Origin of the sequence: Paraburkholderia phymatum STM815 (assembly GCF_000020045.1) — a bacterium.
Lineage (GTDB): Bacteria > Pseudomonadota > Gammaproteobacteria > Burkholderiales > Burkholderiaceae > Paraburkholderia > Paraburkholderia phymatum.
Map to the genome: position 1 here is coordinate 2,615,756 of NC_010622.1, position 14,904 is coordinate 2,630,659.

Annotated in this window: 12 protein-coding genes; 3 read left to right on the forward strand and 9 right to left on the reverse strand. The window is 62.0% G+C overall.

The window, feature by feature from the left end; all coding sequences use genetic code 11:
* Positions 1 to 137 precede the first annotated feature (137 nt).
* Both groL and groES read right to left on the reverse strand, forming a co-directional pair.
* Positions 138 to 1,778 carry a chaperonin GroEL gene (gene groL, locus BPHY_RS11850; protein ID WP_012401713.1) on the reverse strand — a complete coding sequence of 547 codons (1,641 nt, stop codon included), beginning with the start codon at positions 1,776 to 1,778 and terminating at the stop codon, positions 138 to 140.
* A gap of 44 nt (positions 1,779 to 1,822) precedes the next feature.
* The gene (gene groES, locus BPHY_RS11855) at positions 1,823 to 2,113 is read right to left on the reverse strand and encodes a co-chaperone GroES (protein ID WP_012401714.1); all 291 of its coding nucleotides are present in this window, start codon (positions 2,111 to 2,113) and stop codon (positions 1,823 to 1,825) included.
* A 532-nt stretch (positions 2,114 to 2,645) separates the two neighbouring features.
* Between groES and BPHY_RS38645 the strand changes: the two genes are divergently transcribed.
* Positions 2,646 to 3,476 (forward strand): GAF domain-containing protein, encoded by an 831-nt coding sequence (locus BPHY_RS38645; protein WP_012401715.1) that lies wholly within the window; start codon positions 2,646 to 2,648, stop codon positions 3,474 to 3,476.
* 132 nt (positions 3,477 to 3,608) lie between these two features.
* Positions 3,609 to 3,818 carry a hypothetical protein gene (locus BPHY_RS11865; RefSeq protein WP_041763575.1) on the forward strand — a complete coding sequence of 70 codons (210 nt, stop codon included), beginning with the start codon at positions 3,609 to 3,611 and terminating at the stop codon, positions 3,816 to 3,818.
* 77 nt (positions 3,819 to 3,895) lie between these two features.
* On the opposite strand, the gene BPHY_RS11870 is transcribed toward BPHY_RS11865, so the two are convergent.
* The 7 genes from BPHY_RS11870 to xylA form a co-directional block, all read right to left on the reverse strand.
* Positions 3,896 to 4,825, reverse strand: a complete 930-nt coding sequence (locus tag BPHY_RS11870) for a hypothetical protein (protein WP_052306079.1) — start codon at positions 4,823 to 4,825, stop codon at positions 3,896 to 3,898.
* A 459-nt stretch (positions 4,826 to 5,284) separates the two neighbouring features.
* The gene (locus tag BPHY_RS11875) at positions 5,285 to 6,682 is read right to left on the reverse strand and encodes an MFS transporter (protein ID WP_012401717.1); all 1,398 of its coding nucleotides are present in this window, start codon (positions 6,680 to 6,682) and stop codon (positions 5,285 to 5,287) included.
* Positions 6,683 to 6,734: 52 nt separating this feature from the next.
* Complete coding sequence (locus BPHY_RS11880; protein WP_041764002.1) at positions 6,735 to 7,496, reverse strand: methyl-accepting chemotaxis protein; 762 nt, start codon at positions 7,494 to 7,496, stop codon at positions 6,735 to 6,737.
* Positions 7,497 to 7,949: 453 nt separating this feature from the next.
* Positions 7,950 to 9,146, reverse strand: coding sequence for a sugar ABC transporter permease (locus BPHY_RS11885; protein ID WP_012401719.1), 1,197 nt, complete (start codon positions 9,144 to 9,146; stop codon positions 7,950 to 7,952).
* Positions 9,143 to 10,720: a D-xylose ABC transporter ATP-binding protein gene (xylG, locus tag BPHY_RS11890; RefSeq protein ID WP_012401720.1), complete on the reverse strand. Its 1,578-nt coding sequence runs from the start codon at positions 10,718 to 10,720 to the stop codon at positions 9,143 to 9,145. The genes BPHY_RS11885 and xylG overlap by 4 nt, the downstream gene beginning before the upstream one ends.
* A 75-nt stretch (positions 10,721 to 10,795) precedes the next feature.
* On the reverse strand, positions 10,796 to 11,824 hold the full coding sequence (gene xylF, locus BPHY_RS11895) for a D-xylose ABC transporter substrate-binding protein (protein ID WP_012401721.1): 1,029 nt from the start codon (positions 11,822 to 11,824) through the stop codon (positions 10,796 to 10,798).
* A gap of 213 nt (positions 11,825 to 12,037) precedes the next feature.
* Entirely contained in the window at positions 12,038 to 13,363 is a 1,326-nt protein-coding gene (xylA, locus tag BPHY_RS11900) for a xylose isomerase (RefSeq protein ID WP_012401722.1), read from the reverse strand.
* A 277-nt stretch (positions 13,364 to 13,640) separates the two neighbouring features.
* On the opposite strand from xylA, the gene BPHY_RS11905 reads away from it, so the two are divergent.
* Positions 13,641 to 14,885 (forward strand): XylR family transcriptional regulator, encoded by a 1,245-nt coding sequence (locus BPHY_RS11905; RefSeq protein WP_012401723.1) that lies wholly within the window; start codon positions 13,641 to 13,643, stop codon positions 14,883 to 14,885.
* Positions 14,886 to 14,904 lie beyond the last annotated feature (19 nt).

The window sequence follows — 14,904 nt, forward strand, 5'->3', positions numbered from 1 at the left end:
CGTCGTGCACTAGCTCAATCGCTTGCTACAACCAGAGCACCAAAAGAAAAACCCGCATCGCTGCGGGTTTTTCTTTTTTTGGCACGGGAAGCACGCTTCGCAGCGCGCCTCCCCCATGCAATCCGGTTACCCGGAAATTACATGTCCATGCCCATGCCACCCATGCCGCCGGGCATGCCGCCAGGCATCGGTGCATCTTCCTTCGGCAGTTCGCAGACAGCAGCGTCCGTCGTCAGCAGCAGGCCAGCAACCGAAGCTGCGTTCTGCAGTGCCGTACGCGTCACCTTGGTCGGGTCGACGACACCGGCTTCCACCAGGTCACCGTACTCGCCCGTTGCTGCGTTGTAGCCGTAGTTGCCCGTGCCGCCAGCAACTGCTGCCACCACGACGCTGGCTTCTTCGCCGCCGTTCGTGACGATCTGGCGCAGCGGCTCTTCCATTGCGCGCAGAACGATCTTGATACCTGCGTCCTGGTCAGCGTTGTCGCCCTTCACGCCGCTGATTGCGCTGCGTGCACGGATCAGCGCGACGCCGCCGCCAGCCACGATGCCTTCTTCCACAGCTGCGCGCGTTGCGTGCAGTGCGTCTTCGACACGTGCCTTCTTTTCCTTCATTTCGACTTCGGTCGCAGCACCGACCTTGATCACTGCAACGCCGCCCGCCAGCTTGGCCACGCGCTCTTGCAGCTTTTCACGGTCGTAGTCCGACGTTGCTTCTTCGATCTGCGTGCGCACTTGCTTGACGCGCGCTTCGATGTTTGCTGCTTCGCCAGCGCCGTCGATGATCGTCGTGTTTTCCTTGCCCACTTCGATACGCTTGGCTTGACCCAGTTCCTGCAGCGTCGCCTTTTCCAGCGTCAGGCCGGTTTCTTCGGCGATGACCTGGCCACCCGTCAGGATCGCGATGTCTTCCAGCATTGCCTTGCGGCGGTCGCCGAAGCCCGGAGCCTTCACAGCAACCGTCTTCAGGATGCCGCGGATGTTGTTGACGACCAGCGTAGCCAGCGCTTCGCCTTCGACGTCTTCAGCGATGATCAGCAGCGGACGGCCAGCCTTGGCGACCTGCTCGAGAACCGGCAGCAGATCACGGATGTTCGACACCTTCTTGTCGTGCAGCAGCACGAACGGGTTGTCCAGAACGGCGACTTGCTTATCCGGGTTGTTGATGAAGTACGGCGACAGGTAGCCGCGGTCGAATTGCATACCTTCGACGACGTCCAGCTCGTCTTGCAGCGACTTGCCGTCTTCGACGGTGATGACGCCTTCCTTGCCGACCTTGTCCATCGCTTCAGCGATGCGATCGCCGATCGACGTGTCGCTGTTCGCCGAGATCGCGCCGACCTGAGCGATTTCCTTGTTGGTCGTGCAGGGCTTGCTGATCTTGCGCAGCTCTTCGATTGCTGCTGCGACGGCCTTGTCGATGCCGCGCTTCAGGTCCATCGGGTTCATGCCCGATGCGACGTACTTCATGCCTTCGCGAACGATCGACTGGGCCAGAACCGTTGCCGTCGTCGTGCCGTCGCCGGCGTTGTCGCTGGTCTTGGAAGCGACTTCCTTGACCATTTGCGCGCCCATGTTCTGGAGCTTGTCCTTCAGCTCGATTTCCTTCGCGACCGACACACCGTCCTTGGTGACCGTCGGGCCGCCGAAGCTGCGCTCGAGCACAACGTTACGGCCCTTCGGACCGAGCGTAACCTTCACTGCGTTGGCGAGAATGTTCACGCCTTCAACCATCTTGGCACGGGCGGAATCGCCGAACACGACGTCTTTAGCTGCCATCTTCTAACTCCTTGAATTCGTGAGAATGAACCGGTAACAAGTGCTTACTTGTTGACAACGGCCATGATGTCTTCTTCGCGCATCACCAGCAGTTCGTTGCCGTCGACCTTGACGGTCTGGCCTGCGTACTTGCCGAACAGGACGCGGTCGCCGACCTTCACGTCGAGCGCAATGGGAGCGCCCTTGTCGTCACGCTTGCCCGGGCCGACAGCCAGCACTTCGCCTTGATCCGGCTTTTCTGCGGCTGCGTCGGGAATCACGATGCCCGATGCGGTCTTGGTTTCCTGATCCAGACGCTTGACGATCACGCGATCATGCAAAGGACGAAGGTTCATGGATAGATCCTCTCTTGATTGGGACTGAAGAACGCTGAGATATGCCAGCTGGCGACGCCAACCGGCGAAGTTGTTAGCACTCTCGTGCGGTGAGTGCTAATTATATGGACGGGGAATTACAAATTCAAGAAGGGAGCGCGTTGCGCGTTGATGGGGCCCCGCGGGATGCGAAACACAACGGCAAGGCCGGACTGCGGCGTCGGCGCGTCCTTAGGAATCAAGCATTTAGTCAGCGCAGCGAGGAAGCGACCATACCACGACCGGGTTGTCCGGCGGCGCGCTGCGATACCCTTTGCGTATCCAGGGTAATCCCGAATCCGCCCCTTTCGGGCGCCGCGAAGGAAAAAACGTGCGCCCGATCAGGAAGCGTCTTGCTGTAGCGCATACTGTGCGATGACGAACACGCACATCGAATTGCAGCGGATAGCATCGATCACGAGTCACTGAGATCGGAAATCAATGGAGCGCGAAAGCGTTTTCCACATTTCGGCTTTCACCCTTGCCGGTCCGCCTGGAACCTTGGAGAAGAGCGATGCATCATTCAGACAAGGTGAAGGCTGGCGATTGCGTCAGCGACATCGAGACCGGCAGCAGCCCGGAAGCGTTGCTTGCCGAGCTGTCTTCCATGGTGGCCAAAATACTCAGCGCGAGCCGATGCAGCATTCATCTGCTCAGCGAGCGACAGATCGCCGAGATCCGTCCTCGTCAGCGTGCGGAATTCGGCCACCCCGCCATTTCCCGCTACGACATGGTGAGCGTGCGCCGATGCGAACCGTGCGCCCCCTACGCTATGGGTTCCGAAGGCGTCGGCGCTCTCGTCGTCACTAGTCCGGCGGAAACGGAATCCGATCACGTGAGAAGCAGTATGTTCTCCATGTTGGTGTTGCGGGGCAAGACGATCGGAATCGTCCACGCGCATCATCCGTTCGATAAACCCTACTTCGGAGTAGAAGATCTGCGGCTGCTCGACAATCTCGCCCCGCTGATTGTCAAGGCGATTCAGGCGAACCAGATGCAGCATCTGATGAAGTCACGCTTTACTCAGGTGGCGCTGACTCACTCTTCGGAAAAGACGGTCAAGGAGATCATCGCAGGGTCGGCCCAGAACACCAATCAGATCGCCAGAATTCTCGCGAAGTCGTTTTACCGTGAGATGACCAATGCCGGGTTCAATTTCAATCAGATCATTCACGCCGCGTCGGAAATCATTTCGGAACTGAGCAATAGCGTGCGCAAGCATAAGAACTCACGTCACCATCGCAGCGAGATGGATCAGGCGAGAAACAGCGAAACACTTCCGCGCGCAACCGACGAGTCTTTGCCGCGCGACCATGAAGTCTCGAACGAGCTGCCGCAGCGATAGCTCGACGCCGCAAAACGCTTCATCGGCTTCTGTGCGACGGCGTACAGCCTGTCTGGCATCGCGCCAATAGACTGCCCGGAACATCGTCGCATCACGGCGATATGTCTATCCTGCCGATTCAGGTATTGCGCCATGACCAACGCCATCCATGCCGTCCGCCAGTTCCAGCCTTTCTCGGACTACGTGAAAGAAGACCGGTCCAGGCGCGAGTCGAGTCCGCGTATCGAGAAAGCGGTTCTCATGCCGATCGAGGCATCGAGCCACGTGGTCATTTCACAGGAAGCGAGCCGGCGCCTGGCGGCCGAGCAGCAACGGGCGCAGCAGTGGGACTGGGATATCTGACCCGGCCGTTTATGTATTCCCGTTGCACGGACGATTGAAGGACGACAGGCCGTTCGCGCGGAACGGCAGGTTGCACGCTAACCGTTCCCGGCTGCTGCGTTATCCACCGGGGTGCCTGGCGGCAAGGGCGGCGGGAGAGTTGGGAGAGCCGGGAGTGTCGGTATGGCCGGCGCGCTCTTCGCGACGGGGCGCGGCGGATCGCGCCGCACAGGCTTGGGCGCTGCCGCCACTGCGTGGGTTGAAAGCGGCCTCCAGCCCGTCGATACGATTGCGCGCTCGAGCAGAATCTGTGCATCCTTGCTGCTGGAATCGATGGCCAGCGCCACGTTCGCCTGTTTGACCACGCAAGTCCACAGCGCGTCGTTCGCACAGCCCGCAGCCACACGCAACGCCACGTCACGCTCGCTCTCACGGTCCGAGATATCGCCTTGCAGTCGCAGCGCTTCCGCATCGCGAGGCGCAACTGAGAGAACTCCCGAAATTGCCGCCCTTGCCGCCGTCAGATTCTTTTGGGCGAGACTTGCGCGCGCATCGCTCAGCGCCGCAGCCACGCCCTTGCCGTACTGCGCGGAGGCAGAGCCGGGGTTCGCTGCAACGGGCGTATTCGGTGCAGGCGCATAGGCGCCCGCGCGCGACGGTTGAGCATCGGCGTCAGGCGGTACGCCCGATGCCAACGATGTGTGCGCGCGATTCACGCCTGCTGTCATCGGCTCGACAACGTTAGCGTCGCGGTGACTCGCACTGAAGCGCAGGTACGCGACACCACCAAGCGTAAGCATCAGGGCCAGCGCGACCACGCCGGCCGTCACGATGCGCCGCAACGGCCATTGCACGACCCGTTTCCCCGCAGTCGCCGGCGCAGCCGCCAGCTCCGACCAGATGATCTCGGGCGAAGGCGGTTCGTCCGCGTCGTTGGCGGCAACGGCCGGAAGCGGCGCTTCCTTCACGACGGCTCGCAACGGCGCCTCCGCGCGCTTGCGCTGGGCGCTGCCGATCGGTTCGCTCACGCCGCAGTACGGACAGTACGCTACGTGGTGATAGAGGATGCCACCGCAACGGGTGCAAGGTGTCGGGAACCGTTGGATGGATCTCATTTCAGCAGACATGCCAGAACCCCAAGCCGTTATGTGTAACGCCATCCACATGCTCAGGATCGAAGTTGATGCAAACGATCGAGTCGGCGGAACTCGCGATCCAAACCCGCTGGCAAGCGGTTCGCCCAGTCCTTTCGTCGTGGGCCGCAGTGAGTGCAATATAGGAGTTTTCGCACGGCGCCCACATGCGTGTGTGTTGTCTGTCGCACACATGCTGCGCGATTTCATCGGAAAATTGATGATGATGGGCATCTGCGCGACACATTACCGTGGGGTGGATGACATCCACGCCACTTATCCGCACGCCCCAGAAAAAAAATCGCCAGCACGCGAGGTGCTGGCGATTATCGACAACGCGCACAACCGGGGACGTCAAGCTCCGCTATCCACGCTGATGCCCGCGCGGATCGGCTCGATCACCACCGCACTTTCCTTCGGCAGCGCCCACTCGAGCCAGCGCGCGCGATGCAGCACGACCAGACCGAACGCGAGCGCCGACAGCACGCCGAACGTCGCGAAGCCCATCTGATAGCTGCCCGTGCCTTCCTTCGCGATGCCCATGATCACGGGCAGATAGAACCCGCCAATACCGCCCGCCGCGCCGACGATGCCCGACATCAGGCCCGTCTTGCCCTTCCAGCGCTGCGGCACGAGCTGGAACGTCGCGCCGTTGCCGAGACCGAAGCACACATACATCGCGATCAGCAAGGCGATGCCAGCGGAAACGGGCGGCATCCATGCAGCGAACAGGAAGTCGCACAGCGAGATCGCCGCGAGCAGAATCACCAGCGCACGCACACCCGAAATGCGATCCGCGACCAGCCCGCCGATGGGACGCACAAGCGCACCGATACACGCGAGCAGCGACATGAAGAGTCCGGCTTCGAGACGCGGCATCTGATACAGCGAGATCAGCAGTGTCGTCACATACGAGGACATGCCGACAAAGCCGCCGAACGTAATGCTGTAGACCAGCATCACGACCCACGTGTCGCCTTCGACGAGCACGCTGCGATAGTGCTTCGGCAGCACGGCAATCGCGAGCAGCGCGCCGAGCACGGGCAGCAGCAGCACACCCGTCTTGCCCGCGCCGAACACGCCCGCATGCACGGCGACGACGAGCGCAACGAGACCCGCGAGCGTCACGATGAAGCTGCGCAGCGCCTGTGCGCCGCTGCCCGTTTTCTGCCCGAGATCCCTGGCCCAGAAGAACAGCGCGACGGCAGCGAGGCCCAGCAGCGGCAGCGCGGCGCCCGCAGCCTTCGCCCAGCCGAAATGATCGGCAAGCGCCGGGAACATGAAGCCGTCCAGCACCGCGCCGATGTTGCCCGCGGCCGCGAGGCCGAGCACCAGGCCTTGCACTTTCGGCGGATAGTTGCTGCCTGCCATCGGCAACGCGACCGCGAAGCTCGCCCCGCCGACGCCGAGAAACACGCCGAGAATCAGCAGCAGCGTGTATGACGGCGCGCCTGGCATCAGCAGCAGCACGATCGAAGGAATCGCTGACAGCGCGACGCCCATCAGCGCCACGCGTCGACCGTCGCAAGCCTGATAGAGATTGCCAAGCGTCACGCGCAGGATTGCCGCGCCGAGCACGGGCACCGCGACGAGAAAGCCCAGTTCCGCGGGCGACATCGCGATACTCTTGTTGATGAACGGCGCCAGCGGCCCGAACATGACCCAGACGGTGAAGCCGGTATCGAAGTAAAGGAAGCACGCGAGCAGCGCGCGCCAGTTACCGCTCGCAAGCGAATTCAACAGGTTTTTCATCGGTCTCTCTCATTGAACGAAAGCAGGGCTGGTGCGGGGGTCGGGCAAACAACTAGGTGCAAATGCGTTGGGGACTGCGCGTGTTGACGCGAGAACGCGAAGACAGTTGCGACGTGCCATGCGATGCATCGCGCCTTGAAGCCGGCTCATCGGCATTCCCGTCGACGACGCTGTAAATGAGCGCGTCCATCTCCTTGATGATGTCGGCGAGCACTTGCGTGATGACGGCGAACTCACGTCCGTACGAGCCTGCGCGTGCCGCCGAAATGCGTGCGTTCAGTGCGACGATGTTCGCCTGCATCGAAATGCTCGACAGCTGTTCTGCAATGGCAGACTGACGGCGCTGCGTTGCCGCTTCGATGCCGCGCATCTCGTTCTGATACGCGAGCGTGATCTCCTGTAGCAGTTCGAGCAGTGGCGTCGCCTGCGCGACGAGGGCATCGACGTATTCGCGCGCCACGCCGTCATCCGCATCGTCATCCGCTTCGACGCGCGCGAGCGTTTCATCCGTAAGCGCGATGAAGCGCTGCACGCGCTCGTCAGCCTTGCGCGTGCCGTAGTAGAGCTGCTGCAACCCCTCCGAAAACACGCCGGGCAGACGCTCGTCACCGTGCACGAGCACACGATGCGTCGACGCAAACGTCGCGAGGCAATCGCGCACGACGGCAAGCGCTGCCCTATCGCCATGCGACGCGAGCAGCACATGCAGCACGATGCGTTGCGACAGCATCCGCTGACGGCCCGACAGATTGATCAGTTCGCCGATCGTCTGTCCGGAAACTTCCCTGCGTTGCGTGGTGATCTGCTCGTTCATGGCGCCGCTCGCGTCGATGCGCGTGTTTCGGTTAAGCAAAAAAAAACGTCCCGAAGCGCATGTGCGTCGCCCGATCGCATGGATCGAACGCTCTTCGCACGTTGCACTTCGGGACGCCGTTGCCCCAGGGTCCGCTCGCGTCACGAGCGTGCCCGAAAATTCGTCGATACGTCGAAGCCGCCGTTGGCCTCGCGGCGTAGCAACGCAATAGGTATGCCATCGGCCACTTTCGGGCCGCCGGATGGGTGTAGCAAGGCGGCTGAAGGCGCGCCCGTCAACCGCGCAATCGCTTGCTGGGCGTGACCTGCGCGACGCATCGAATTTTTTGCGCGAGTCCTTTCGCCGCCGCAGTCCGCCAATGAAAAGCGCCCTTTTCAGGGCGCTTGCGCGCGCCTCAACGAAGCGCGCGGATGCTGTGCCGTGGTGCAGCGCACCAGCGCCGTGCGCGCAGCGCTAGCGCCGGTCGGACCCCGAGATCACGTCGATCCATACGGCCAGCACGAGGATGCCGCCCTTCACGATCATCTGCCAGTACGAGTCGACATCGAGCATCGACATGCCGTTGTCGAGGCTCGCCATCACGAGCGCGCCGATCAGCGCGCCGTAGACGGTACCTGAGCCGCCGCGCATCGATGTGCCGCCGATGAAACACGCTGCGATCGCATCGAGTTCGCCCATCGATCCCGCCGACGGCGAGCCCGCTGCGAGCCGCGCCGTATTGATGAGGCCGCCGAATGCGCACATCAGTCCCATCAGCGCGAAGATCGCGAGCTTCACGCGGTTCGTATTGACGCCGGACAAACGCGTCGCTTCGAGATTCGAGCCAACGGCATAGATGCGGCGGCCGAACACCGTCTGCGTCGCGATGTATGTGAAGATGCCGAGCAGCGCAAGCAGCAGCAGCACGGGCACGGGGATGCCGCCGTAACGGTTGAGCGTCGCGACGAACGCGAACAGGATCAGCCCCGCCGCGACAATCTTCACCACGTCCTGCCACAGCGGTACGACGCTCAGCTTGTAGTGCTGACGCTTTTGCCGCTGCCGCACGGTCAGTGCCGCGAGCAGGACGAACAGAACGACGGCGAGTGCATCGCCCGCCACGCGCGGCAGGTAGCCCTGGCCGATGAAAACGAAATTGTCGGACACGGGCGCGATCGTCGATCCCCCCGTGACGCCGAGCAGCACGCCGCGATACGCGAGCATGCCGCCCAGCCCGACGATGAACGACGGCACGCGCCGATACGTCGACCACCAGCCGTTGAACAAGCCGACGACCACGCCGAGCAGCATCACGGCGGGCAGCGTCGCCGCGAGCGGCCAGTGATACGTGACGTCGAGTATCGCCGCGACGCCGCCGAGCAGACCGAGCAGCGAACCGACGGACAGATCGATCTCGCCCGCGATGATGATGAACACCATCCCGCACGCGAGCATCCCCGTAATCGACATCTGCCGCAGCAGGTTCGACAGATTGCGCGGCGTGACGAATGCGCCTTCCGTGAGGAACGAGAAGAACGCCCAGATGACGGTGACGGCCAGCAGCAACGCGAGCAGCTTGTAACGTGCGAACAGCAGCTTGATGCGTTGCCCCGATGCAAGCGCAGCGCCCTGTTTTGCGTGGCTATCGGAAGAGGTGAGATCAGGAGTCATGCGACGCTCGCCAGTTGAGTGGGGCCATTGCCTTGGATGTTCGCGCCTTTCGCGTTCGTCGCGATGGCAGCCGTGAGAATGTGTTCCTGCGTGAGTCCGTCGTTGACGAAATCGCCGCGCAGTTCGCCTTCGCCGATCACGAGCACGCGATCGCTCACGCCGAGCACTTCCGGCAATTCCGACGACACCATGATGATTGACACGCCGCGCTTCGCGAGCGCGAACATCAGCTTGTAGATTTCGTATTTCGCGCCGACATCGACGCCGCGTGTCGGCTCGTCGAGTATCAGCACGGAGGGATGGGTCAGCAGCATGCGCGTAAGCACCGCCTTCTGCTGGTTGCCGCCCGACAGACTCGCGATCGACAGCATCGGCGACGCCGCGCGCACCGACAGGCGCTTCATCTCCGAATTGATCGTATCGAGCTCGGACGCAGTATCGATGCGACCGCCCTTTGCGAAGCGTTGCAGCACCGCAAGCGTGATGTTGTGGCCCACGCCGAGTTGCGGCACGATGCCGTGACGCTTGCGGTCTTCGGGCACCATCGCGATGCCGGACGCAATCGCATCGGCGGGAGTACGGATCTTCAGGCGCTTGCCGTCCATCCACACTTCGGCTTCGCTCATACCCGGATAGGCGCCGAAGATCGCCTGCATCAGCTCGGTGCGCCCCGCGCCGACCAGCCCCGCCACGCCGAGTATTTCGCCCTTGCGCAATGCGAACGACACGTTATCGACCCGCTTGCGGTTCGTGTTGGTCACGTCGTAGCAGGTGACCTTGCGTGCCTCGAAGATCACATCGCCGATGTCATGCGGCTCGCGCGGAAAGAGATTCGCGATCTCGCGCCCGACCATCATCGCGATGATGCGATCGGTGGTGAGCTGCTTCATCGGCTGCGTGCCGACGTGCTTGCCGTCGCGTATCACCGTGATCGTGTCGCACACGGCTTCGACTTCGTCGAGCTTGTGCGAAATGTACACGCATGCGACGCCGCGGTTCTTCAGATCGCGCACGATATCGAGCAGGATTCTGGTTTCCGCCGCAGTGAGCGATGACGAGGGCTCGTCGAGTATCAGCAGCTTGGCCTGCTTGTTCAGCGCCTTGGCGATTTCGATCAGTTGCTGATGACCGCCGCCATAATTCATCACCGGCTGCGCGACGTTGATGCCCGTGATGTTGAGCTCGCGCAGCAGTTCGTCGGCGCGCTGATACATCGCCGCGTAATTCATGCGGCCGCCGGGCAGAGTGATTTCGTTGCCGAGGAAAATGTTCTCGGCCACCGACAGTTGCGGCACGAGCATCAGTTCCTGGTGAATGATGACGATGCCCGCGCGTTCGGTATCGCGGATATTCTGCGCGACGAGCGGCTTGCCTTCCCAAAGGATCTCGCCCGACCAGTCGCCGTGCGGATAGACGCCGGAGACGATCTTCATCAGCGTCGATTTGCCCGCGCCGTTTTCGCCGCAAAGTCCGACGCATTCGCCGGGGGCGACGACGAGATCGATGCCGTCGAGCGCCTTCACACCGGCAAACGATTTGGCGATGCCGCGCAGCTCCAGAAGCGCTTGTGCCATGCGTAATGTCCTGGATGGATGAAAGATGCGCGGGCGCTTCCCGTCACGAAGACGAGGAAGCGCCCGTGCCCGCTATCAGTTGCCAGCCAGTTGCGCCTGCGTGTAGAAGCCGTCCTTGATCACGACGTCGACATTGCTCTTGGTGAGCAGCGTCGGTTGCAGCAGGACGGTATCGACCTGCTTCTTGCCGTTGTCGTACTTCGCGTTGTACGCGGGCTTGTCGCCCTTCGCGAGATCGACGGCCAGCTTGGCCGCTTCGCCTGCGATCAGCTTCAGCGGCTTGTAGACAGTCATCGTCTGCGTGCCCGCAATAACACGCTTGACGGCAGCAAGGTCCGCATCCTGGCCGGACACGGGCACCTTGCCCGCCATCTTCTGTGCGGCCAGCGCCTGAATCGCGCCGCCTGCCGTGCCGTCGTTCGACGCGACGATCGCGTCGATCTTGTTGTTGTTCGCAGTCAGCGCATCTTCCGTGATGCGCAGCGCCGTCGCCGCGCTCCACTCCGGCACCCACTGCTGACCGACGATCTTCACGTCGCCGCGATCGATCGCGGGCTTCAGCACTTTCATCTGCCCTTCACGCAGCATCTTCGCGTTGTTATCGGTCGGCGCGCCGCCGAGCAGGAAGTAGTTGCCTTTCGGCTGTGCGTTATAGACGCCCTGCGCCTGCAGTTCGCCGACCTTCTCGTTGTCGAACGAGATATAGGCGTCGACGTCGGCATCGAGAATCAGGCGGTCATACGACACCACCTTGATGCCCGCCTTGTGCGCTTCGGCGACGACATTGCCGAGCGTCTTCGAATTGAACGGCACGATCACGATCACATCGACGCCGCGCGAAATCAGATTTTCGATCTGCGAAATTTGCCGCGCTTCGCTGGCATCTGCCGATTGCACGGAGACTTTCGCGCCCAGCTTCGTCGCTGCCGCAACGAAATAGTCGCGATCGCGCGACCAGCGCTCGACGCGCAGATCGTCGATGCAGAAGCCGATCTCGGGCTTGTCCTTGCTCGCATGCGCGAGCGGCGCGATCATCGTCAGGCCGGCGGCCATCGCGGCGCAAACAAGGGAACTCAATACGGAACGACGCATTGCAGATTTCATGTCTCACTCCATTTAGGATTGCGTGCAGTTTCGAATGCGAGAAATCGAACCGCCGTCTTAACCTCAGGATGCGCTGCGAATACCTGTCCGCAAGCGTCAATTGTTGAAAGCTGCCTCATTTCGGGGTGCACGACAGCGTGTGCCGTGTGCGCCGGCCGAGCAATTGCGAAATCTACCGGCGCTGCTAACGATTTTTCGTGCTGCCTGAATGCGCTATTTCGCGGATGAGAAGATCGCCTGATTGACGATGTTCTCCAGACGCTCCTGCTGTCCGCTCACATGACGAGGCGCGATGTTTCGCTGCACGGCGTCGCTTGCCAGCGACTCGAGCGAATAGCCGCCTGCCAGTATCTTGCGTCCGAAGTCGCTGTCCCAACCCGCATAGCGCTGCTGCTTGAACGCAGCCAGACGGTCGTGCTCGATCAGATGCGCGGCGCGTTCCAATGCAACCGCCAGCACGTCGATCGCACCGATATGACCATGCACGATGTCTTCGGGATCGATGCTCTGGCGCCGGACCTTCGCATCGAAGTTCATGCCGCCCGTCGTGAAGCCGCCGTTGCGCAGAATCTCGTAGAACGCGAGCGTCAGTTCTTCGACACTATTTGGGAACTGGTCCGTGTCCCAGCCGTTTTGCGCATCGCCGCGATTTGCATCGACGCTGCCGAAGATGCCGAGCGCAAACGCATTGGCGATTTCGTGGTGAAACGAATGACCGGCGAGCGTTGCATGATTCGCCTCGATGTTCACGCGGATTTCGTCCTGCAGACCGAACTGCGTGAGAAAGCCATGCACCGTCGCGACGTCGTAGTCGTACTGATGCTTGGTCGGTTCCTGCGGCTTCGGCTCGATCAGCAGCGCACCCTTGAAGCCCGTCTTGTGCTTGTGCTCGACGACCATGCTCATGAAACGGCCAAGCTGCTCGCGCTCGCGCTTGAGATCCGTATTGAGCAACGTCTCGTAGCCTTCGCGTCCGCCCCACAGCACGTAGTTCGCTCCGCCCAGACGTTGTGTCGCTTCGAGCGCGTTGAGGACCTGCGTCGCGGCAAACGCGAATACGTCGGGATTCGGATTGGTCGCTGCGCCCGCCGCATAGCGCGGATGCGAGAACAGGTTCGCCGTGCCCCACAGCAGCTTGATGCCCGTCTGCTCCTGCTTGCGCGCGAGCACGTCCGTCATTGCCTTGAAGTTGTTCACGTAGCTCTTGATGCTGTCGCCTTCGGGCGCGACGTCGAGATCATGGAACGTATAGAAGGGCGTGCCCAGTTTCGAGAACAGCTCGAACGCATGGTCGGCCTTCGCGTGCGCCATTTCGAGTGCGTCGCCGGCGTGGTGCCACGGACGCTCGAACGTGCCGGGACCGAACATGTCCGCACCAGGCCAAACGAACGTGTGCCAGTAGCAAACGGCAACGCGCAGATGGTCTTCCATGCGCTTGCCGAGCACCAGCTTGTCCTTGTCGTAATGGCGATAAGCGAACGGGTTGTCCGTCTGCGGGCCTTCGTAGCGCACAGCGGGCAAGTGTTCGAAGTAAGACATGCGCGTCTCCTGTAGTGTCGGCCGATGCGCCCGCATCGAACCGTGCGTGATGTGACGCCATGCTGACGCTTGCGCGATTGCGCGGCAATTGCGAAATCCGCCAGCGCGACTGGTGATTCTTGTTACCGGTAAAAATCCATTGGCAGGCAACGGCGAGTGACGCCTAAAATAAGCAGAACACTTAAAAGGTGCAGGTGCATTGCAGTGCAGCACGCGCAGATATCGCGCACCTCATGCGGAGACAACGCGGCGTCCAGGCGCCGGGCCCGGAGAATCGATGACACGACAGCACAGCGCTCAGCGCACGCACCGGATCGCACTGCTCTTCAATGCGAACAAGGTGTACGACCGCGAGATCATCACGGGTATCGGCAATTACCTGCTGTCGACGCGCGTCGCGTGGGATCTGTTTCTCGAAGAAGATTTTCGCGCCCGGCTCAACGGCATCGAGCACTTCGAAGGCGATGGCTTTATCGCCGATTTCGACGATCCCGCCGTATGCGAAGCACTCTCCGATTCGCTGCTGCCCGTCGTGGCTGTCGGCGGATCGTATGAAGACGCGGCCGCCTATCCGCCGAATCTGCCGTACATCGCGACCGACAACATGCAGCTCGTGTCGCTCGCCTACAAACATCTGATCGGCGCCGGGCTGCAACGCTTCGCGCTATATAGCCTGCCCGAATCGCCGACCAACCGCTGGGCGCAGGAACGCGAGCGCGCGTTCAACGCGCTATTGAAAGCGGACGGACTCGAAGGCGATGTGCATCGCGGCTTGCCGACGAGCGCACCCGTCTGGCACCAGGCGAGCGTGCAACTGACGGAATGGCTGCAAAGCCTGCCGAAGCCCGTGGGCATCATCGCGGTGACGGACGCGCGCGCACGCCAGCTGTTGCAGGCGTGTCTGATCAGCGGCATTCCCGTGCCCGAACAGGTCGCGATCATCGGCATCGACAACGACCCATTGACGCGTTCGCTCACGCGCATTCCCCTTTCCTCCGTGATTCAGGGCACCGAGGAAATGGGCCGCACCGCGGCGCACCTGCTGCATCAGATGCTCGGCGGCGCACGCTTTGCGGGTCGCCGCATCCTCGTGCCGCCCGTCGGCATCAACGTGTGCGAATCGACGAAACACGAGCCGCTCGCGAGCCCCTATGTGATGCGCGCGCGTCACTACATCCGCCAGTACGCGTGCCAGGGCATCAAGACGGAGCAGGTCGCCGATTATGTGGGCGTGTCGCGTTCGTCGCTCGAAGACTACTTCCGGCGCGAACTCGGCTGCACCGTGCATCAGGAAATCCTCAAGCACAAGCTCGATGTCGCGAAGCAACTGCTCGCGCAGCAGGACATGTCGAGCGCGGAAGTCGCGATACGCTGCGGCTTCACTTCATTGCAATACATGTATGCCGTGTTCCGGCGCGAACTCGATTGCACGCCGCGCGAGTATCAGGAGCGACTGCACGCGGCGCAGTCCGTACCATCCGCGCCGTCCACACCCGATGCGCCCTCCGCCCAAATGCCTTAATCTGGTTCGATCCGCGACC